Below are 6,778 nucleotides of genomic sequence, written 5' to 3'. Positions count from 1 at the left end.
TCTACCGCAGTAATGTTGGCCAAGATGTCAAACCAGCAATGATGGTGGCCTAAATAAAGGGCAACCATGTGATAGTTGAAACATTAAGCAGATATTCTCCAAAATTGGGGGGTCAAACCGACGCATACCTCAAGCTGGCCAGTGTCTTCCCACCCCCAGTGGGGATTGACAACGTGTATATGCCCGAGGGCTGATAGGCAAATTTCTCGCACTGGGACGACATCTCCGACCGCCAACGATTGATAGGAGTGGACGCATCTGCCCGGTTCTGAAAGGAATTGAGCTTGTCCATCAGTTTAAGGTAATATGCACCAAACAAGTCCCCTACGTCAAGCTCCTCAAGGCTATAGCCTTCTTCAAATAGGCGAGTATTCGTTCTGTCGGCATCGATTAAGGCACCAAATACGAACTTGCTCAGGAAGAAGAGCCGAATCGTCAGGCCAGTTTCCGACGCTGATAGGTATTTCTTCAGTTCTTCGGTGGCAGCATTAACATAGGCTCTAAATTGTCCTTGATCCATAACGGTGGTGAAGAACCGTTGTACCAACAGCTCAAATTCACTCAGCTCCTTCTCGTGAACCCGCCTCAGATAGTCGGAACTCAAGACTGGACTCAGAAAGTCTCGGAGATACGAATGGTGAGAAATTATTGCGTTACCCACTACCTCGGCAAGCGTCGCCGTGTAAAGACTGAAGTCTTTCGCAGGATCATGAAACATCTCATACAAGAGCTTAGCTCCCGCCGTTGAGTGATCAACTGTTCCTCTTCGAGGTGCTCGTTCCGGATTCTCTACCGCCAGACGGATGTAGTTCTGAAACTCCATGCTGAATTTGCCCAAGTCATGCAGCAAGCCTGCAAGGCCTACTATATGCTTAATCCCTAGTTTCTCACCATGGACTCCTGCCAAGTCTTTTGTACCCAAGAGATGTTCCTTTACCGTCTGTACTCTCTTGTCTCGCTCTCGAATGTGCGCGATGAAATCCATACCAACCCTCCTCCTATCTCTTGACAGTCAACGTCCTAGTCACATATACCCCTGATTGGCAATGATCCCTTTCAGACCCTTTGAGCCTATGTGGCTAGAACAAGGTAGCCCTCCCATGAAACCTAGGAGGGCTATCAACTAAGACAAGACTCATCATCTGAGAATGGCATTTTCTTTGTTCCTAGGAATTACCGAATCATCCGACGGAACGAGACTCACACCACAGCCGATCAGCCACCGGTTCCCAAGCGTCGGCTGCTTGTTCACACTTCGCGCAAAGGGAGCGCACGTCCTCGGGATTCTCCAGATCCGTTGACCGGGCACCGGATTTCTCAACTAGCTCTGCTAGTTTTCCCTTGTTATCGAGCAGTGGACAGGGGCGTAAGTGGTTGCTGTTGAAGGGATGTTCTTGTCGATACTGCATGAAGAGCGGCGATTGCAGGGCTTCCAGAAGGGTCTTCTCGTAGATACTGGAATCGGAATAGTGGATAAAGGCGCAGGGCTCGATGTCACCATTGGCATTGATGTGTAGGTAGTTACGCCCTCCGGCGATACATCCATTGACATACTCGCCATCGTTCCAGAAATCAATGGTGAACAACGGCTTAGTTTCGCGGAACTTCCTAATCTGATGATACATGTATTCCCGTTGTTCCGGTGTTACCATCAGGTCCACAACGGCGTTTACCCCCACCGGCATGTAGGTAAAGAACCAGGCAAACTTGGCCCCCATCTCAATCATCGCATCAATAAAGGCTTCACTACCGACCACTTCAGTGTTCTTTCTGGTGTAGCAGCAGGAAACTCCAAAGAGCAGTCCCCTGTCCTTGAGGATGGACATAGCTTGGACCACAGCCTGGTAGGTTCCTTCGCCCCGGCGAGCATCAGTCTGCTCCTCGAAGCCCTCGACACTGATAGCCGGGGCAAAGTTCTTCACCCGCAGCATTTCCTCGGCAAATTCTTCGTCGATTAAGGTTCCATTGGTAAAGGCCAAGAAGGCACAGTCTTGATGCTTTTCACAGAGACGAATAATATCTCGCTTCCGCACCAAGGGTTCTCCGCCGGAGAAAATGTACATATATACTCCCAGAGCTTTACCCTGTTCGATGATGCTGTCAAGGGTATCGAAACTCATGGACATCTTGTCTCCGTAATCCGCTGCCCAGCATCCCCGACAGCGAAGATTACAGGCAGAAGTGGGATCCATGAGAATGGCCCAGGGAATGTTGCACTGATATTGGTCCCGATACATGCGCTGCCGCTGTCCCCCGATAATCGTGGCATTGATTAGAAGGTTTTCGAATAGTTTCTTTCTGACACCGACGTCGAGATCGCTATAGGCGCTCATGACCAACTGATACCAGTTGCCCGTCTTGTCCTCCAAAGCTTCTCTGATGGGTTCCAGAGCATCGGCCACTACTCCATGGCGATCAAATTTATCAACCCAGTCAATTAGCTGCGGAATATGATGTTCAGGATCCCTCTCCAGGTACGTCAGAACCGTCCTAAGTCCCAGCCTCTGGGCTCGTTCCTTCCACGTCTCCCCTGGTTTGGGCTCGCTCCGTCTCATCCTATCCTTCTCAGGCATTTGCACCCCTCCTCGAAGTTTGCGTGACCCGGAGCCCATGGATGGACCGCTTGCTAGCTAATCCATTTACTGAAAGCATATTCATTGCATTAGGATTTGTTGCCCAACTCCACAGCGACAATATCCTTTAAATTCACCACAAGAGCTGACAAGACTTCATGCTGAAAGGCGCGAAGGCCACCGAGAATGGAACTGAACCAATCTCAGTTGCCAGAAGCAGCAACGATATTAGGCTATCTTTCAGTTTTCCCTTGAGAAAAAGGGCTCATTTCCCTCTGCACTGAACCCAATGGGCTAAAGCTTATTGTTTCCGTTGGACTATCCCACTTCGTCTTATTTAGCAGGCATCTGCGCTTCCCAGAATGCTATCGCTTTGTTGATCCAGCCTTCGGCGCTGGTACCGATTCCTAAGCCAAATCCATGACCTAAACCCTTGTACAAATGAAATTCCGTGGGGACGCCGTATTTGTTGAGAGCATCCACCCGGCGCTTCATCACCTGCCAACTGACAATTCCATCCTTCTCACCGACCACCACAAAGGTAGGCGGATCCTGTCTGGTATAGTCGGTATGACCGGTATATTGCATGATAACGGCACCGGGCCGAGGTAGATCGTCTCCTCCAAAGGCTGCCGGCGAATAGGAACCTACGTAGGCGGCCATTCTCGCACCCGCGGATCCACCCCACAGCGAATAGCAGTCTGTGTCAATGCCCAACTCCTCCCTCCGGGAAAAGACAAAGGAAATGGCCGCCGCCAGATCCTCACAGGCAACATCGGCTCCCCCAGTGCGATATTGCAAGGCAAAGGCGTTGTATCCCCGCTTGCTTAACTCCAGAGCATGGGGAAAGCTCTCATGAATCGACCCAACATAGGAAAAACCGCCCCCGGCACTGATGATGGCAAAGGGAGCCTTTGGATTACCCCGAAAAAAGAACAACCCGGTATCCTTCTTGCTGGGGTTTTTGATCTTTTCCTCTTCGGTATAGATGTCATAAAAGACCTTGGCTCCTTGACTCACGGCCTGCAGCAGATAATTTACCACCGTAACGGTAGTGTCGGGATGAATGTTGCTGTGGTAAGGAAGGAGACAACCAATATCAGCGAGGTTCATGGAGGCTACCGATATCCCATGCCTGACGGGAAAGAGGAACTTTCCGAAACCATTAAATAAGGGATGATTTATGACATCAATTGCCTTTGTCTGTGCATTTACCATCACGCCGTTGTCACCTCATTGGTCTATTTGCGTCTGTCAAAGGATCTGGAATCCTTCTTCATCGGAGCGAATTCACTACCTCGAAATAGCTGGCAAAGAACCCCTTTATGTTAACACTAGTTGCTAACTCACAGTTACCTTGCGCGTCAGGGATGAAAGTTGTCCTCCCCAGTGTTTCTTCATTTGCTGATCTAGTATCAATCTCTATATATCCCCGCCGATAGGTACATATATTTCGATTAAACACTGCCGTTGCCACCAGGGGATCATGGAAGGTCATGGTGTTCTCAGCCAACCAAGGTTCTCCAAAATCTACCACTGCCTGCAATATATCGGAGGTAAACAGGGTCTTAACCTCCTCCCGGGACAAAGTTAGCTGCCTTGTTATCTCCAGCCCATACACCCTGATGTGCCTTGCTCGACTGAACACCGTTTTCGCGGCCAAGGGGTCAGCCCATACGTTCCAATTGCAGTAGGGCATGGCATCGGACGCGTTAATTTCTTCGTCAAATACCCCAGCCATACCTGCTATTTCTTTCAACTTATCCGGTGCATCGGGGTATTTGGCAAATAGGGCAGCTATATTGGAGAAGGATCCAATGCCTATCAAATTCACCTCATTGGGATAGGTACAGATGGTCTCATATAGGAAATCGACAGCCTTATCCTGCGCGAAATCTGTTCGATGCTTCCAGTTCTTGAGTTTAACTTGTCCATCGGGAGTAGGATACCAGCCATTTGGAGTTTTGGGATCCAATCCCGGATAGATAGGAATAGTCTTTCCCGCGACTTGGCAAATAGCATCGGCGATCATTGCTCTTTCCAGGGGATTGCCGCAGACCGTTGTTATTCCTAACAATTCACAGTTAGGTTGTCTCAAGAGATAGGCTAGACAAGCTGCATCATCGATGTCTCCGCCGATGTCGGTATCTAACAGGACCTTGACGGGCTTGCCTACGGCACTGATTTTACTTGGACTCATTCCTTTACTTTCTTCCATCTTAAACCTCCCGCTGCCCATCATCGGCTACCACGATCTGTGCCTTTCCCCTGTGCTTGGCTTGATACAGGGCCTGATCCGCGCCGGCATAGATCTCCTCTTAGTCTTCGCCTTCCTTCACTATTGCGACGCCAATGCTGACGGACACCGCCATCCCTTTGGTTCCATCCTGAAAGTGGCGGCTAAATTGTCTGCATTTCCGGTAAACCGGGCTAAGGGATGGAACATCGCTCCAATACACACAGAACTCATCGCCGCCAAGTCGACCGATGATAGTGTTTTTCCGAAAAACCTTCTTCAGACTATTTCCCAGGCGCTCTAGCATCTGATCTCCCACCAAATGCCCGTGGGTATCATTCACTCTCTTGAAGTCATCGCAGTCAATGATGATAAAGGCGTCCAGTGCCTCTGGATCTTTCTCCCGCAGCCGCTTGAGGATCAAGTCCCTCGTGGTCGCAGCGTTATATACCCCTGTTAATCCATCTACTTGTGATTTGAACAGCAGCTCATCTCTTTCCGCCACCGCTTCACTAATATCAATAAGTTTGCCAATGATGGTTTCCGTTCTGCCGTGATGATCGCAAATTCGGTGGTTGACCGCTCTAAAGAACCCCCTCCGGTCATTATCCAAAGGCAGCTCAATAATACTTTCCCGTGAGTCACCGGTAGCGTCGGTTAGCAAGAACTTCCTTAACGCTTTAGCGACCGAGTTCAGGCTCCCTTCTGTGACAAATAGTTGACCGTATTTCTCCGATAACTGCAAGTCATTGGTCCGGACATTGTATTCATACAGGTACTCATTGGCCAAATGGGCTAGGACTTGGTATTTCTGGTTCTGGCTCTTTAGTCTATTCTTGGCTCGCACACTGGAAATGACACTCACAAGCACGGTACCGATAGTTAGCACAACCACAAGGAGAATCACCTTGCCATAGGCCTGCATGATCATGGCAACTGTAAGCCCGCGGTTAAACTTCTATGCCACATCCAAGATTAAGGTCTGCATCTGGCTCGTGGTAATTGAGCTAATCGACTTGTTGATGATGGAAAGCAGGACCTCATCACCATGTAATAAACCAACGGAATATTTCCTTGGTTCCTTGCCCCGGGGCACAGTGATCAGATTCTGATAATCCTTGAGAGAGGAATAATAGACGACAGAATATGCATTGCCATATCCGTAGTCTGCGATGCCCGCTTCCACGGCATCGAGACTGTCTTCCCTAGTAGCAAAGAAGATCGCATTCTCGGCGTTGATGCCTTCGGGAAGCACTCCACCTTCGATGGCCGCAAAAATTCTACCCTCTAGCTGCTGCGACGCCACCCCCTGGTTCATGTAGATAATGGCTTCTGATTCCAGAAAGGGCTGTGACAGTTGCATACCACTGGGAGCGTAGTTGGGTGAAATGCCAAAGATGATGTCGGCGTCACTGTTGAAAATGGCCTCAAGACTGTCATAGGCCTGATATTCAAAGGTCAACCCCGATATCTGTGCTATTCTATCCATCACACCTCTAAAGATCCCCTGCACTTCTCCCTTGCCATCTGCAAAGGCCAGGGGTGCCGCTCCACTAGAGGTAGCAGCCTTGATTACAGGACTATTGGCTATGTAGGCCCTTTCCTCTGTGGTCCATCCTTCAGCGGTCTCCGCACCGCCGACGGCCGTCAGCATCATTATCACGAAAATAATGCTACTTAGCCCCCTTGCGGTGCCCTTGTGTTGTTGTAGCATGGTTTGGAACATCCTTTTCTAACCGGCTGCTCACTTGGGTGGCCATGGTCAATGGTCAAATGCTGTTCAAAGCCATTATATACCATTTAACAAGACGAACAGCAAAAAGAACAGCTTGCCAGGGTGAAGTGTACGCGTCAAGCTTTAGTAGGCGAGAGACCTCGCCACAATTGGTGTTCATAAAGCTGTGCTGAAGCCGCTGAGGTTCCGTAGAGCTATCACCCAGGGTTTCGTAGAGTACCCTAAGCTAGGCAT

6 protein-coding genes are annotated in these 6,778 nt (G+C 49.6%); all 6 read right to left on the bottom strand.

The genetic code is table 11. The features are described from left to right. Positions 1-112: 112 nt before the first annotated feature. The gene (locus GX030_08200) at positions 113-985 is read right to left on the bottom strand and encodes a CRISPR-associated endonuclease Cas3'' (GenBank protein NLV92358.1); all 873 of its coding nucleotides are present in this window, start codon (positions 983-985) and stop codon (positions 113-115) included. 196 nt (positions 986-1,181) lie between these two features. Further along, positions 1,182-2,555 (bottom strand): radical SAM protein, encoded by a 1,374-nt coding sequence (locus tag GX030_08195; protein ID NLV92357.1) that lies wholly within the window; start codon positions 2,553-2,555, stop codon positions 1,182-1,184. Between the two features lie 351 nt (positions 2,556-2,906). Next, the gene (locus tag GX030_08190) at positions 2,907-3,791 is read right to left on the bottom strand and encodes a prolyl oligopeptidase family serine peptidase (GenBank protein NLV92356.1); all 885 of its coding nucleotides are present in this window, start codon (positions 3,789-3,791) and stop codon (positions 2,907-2,909) included. Positions 3,792-3,849: 58 nt separating this feature from the next. Beyond that, positions 3,850-4,791 carry a nucleoside hydrolase gene (locus GX030_08185; GenBank protein ID NLV92355.1) on the bottom strand — a complete coding sequence of 314 codons (942 nt, stop codon included), beginning with the start codon at positions 4,789-4,791 and terminating at the stop codon, positions 3,850-3,852. A gap of 100 nt (positions 4,792-4,891) precedes the next feature. Continuing rightward, positions 4,892-5,704, bottom strand: coding sequence for a GGDEF domain-containing protein (locus GX030_08180; GenBank protein ID NLV92354.1), 813 nt, complete (start codon positions 5,702-5,704; stop codon positions 4,892-4,894). 63 nt (positions 5,705-5,767) lie between these two features. Next, complete coding sequence (locus tag GX030_08175; protein ID NLV92353.1) at positions 5,768-6,523, bottom strand: transporter substrate-binding domain-containing protein; 756 nt, start codon at positions 6,521-6,523, stop codon at positions 5,768-5,770. Positions 6,524-6,778 lie beyond the last annotated feature (255 nt).

The organism is Bacillota bacterium (genome assembly GCA_012727955.1).
Taxonomy (GTDB): Bacteria; Bacillota; Limnochordia; order DTU087; family JAAYGB01; genus JAAYGB01.
This window is presented reverse-complemented; position numbering and strand designations above follow the sequence as displayed.

Bases quoted from the DNA above. Each gene is read 5' to 3' on its own strand.
- GX030_08200 (NLV92358.1), bottom strand. From the start codon at position 985: ATGGATTTCATCGCGCACATTCGAGAGCGAGACAAGAGAGTACAGACG.
- GX030_08195 (NLV92357.1), bottom strand. From the start codon at position 2,555: ATGAGACGGAGCGAGCCCAAACCAGGGGAGACGTGGAAGGAACGAGCC.
- GX030_08190 (NLV92356.1), bottom strand. From the start codon at position 3,791: ATGGTAAATGCACAGACAAAGGCAATTGATGTCATAAATCATCCCTTA.
- GX030_08185 (NLV92355.1), bottom strand. From the start codon at position 4,791: ATGGAAGAAAGTAAAGGAATGAGTCCAAGTAAAATCAGTGCCGTAGGC.
- GX030_08175 (NLV92353.1), bottom strand. From the start codon at position 6,523: ATGCTACAACAACACAAGGGCACCGCAAGGGGGCTAAGTAGCATTATT.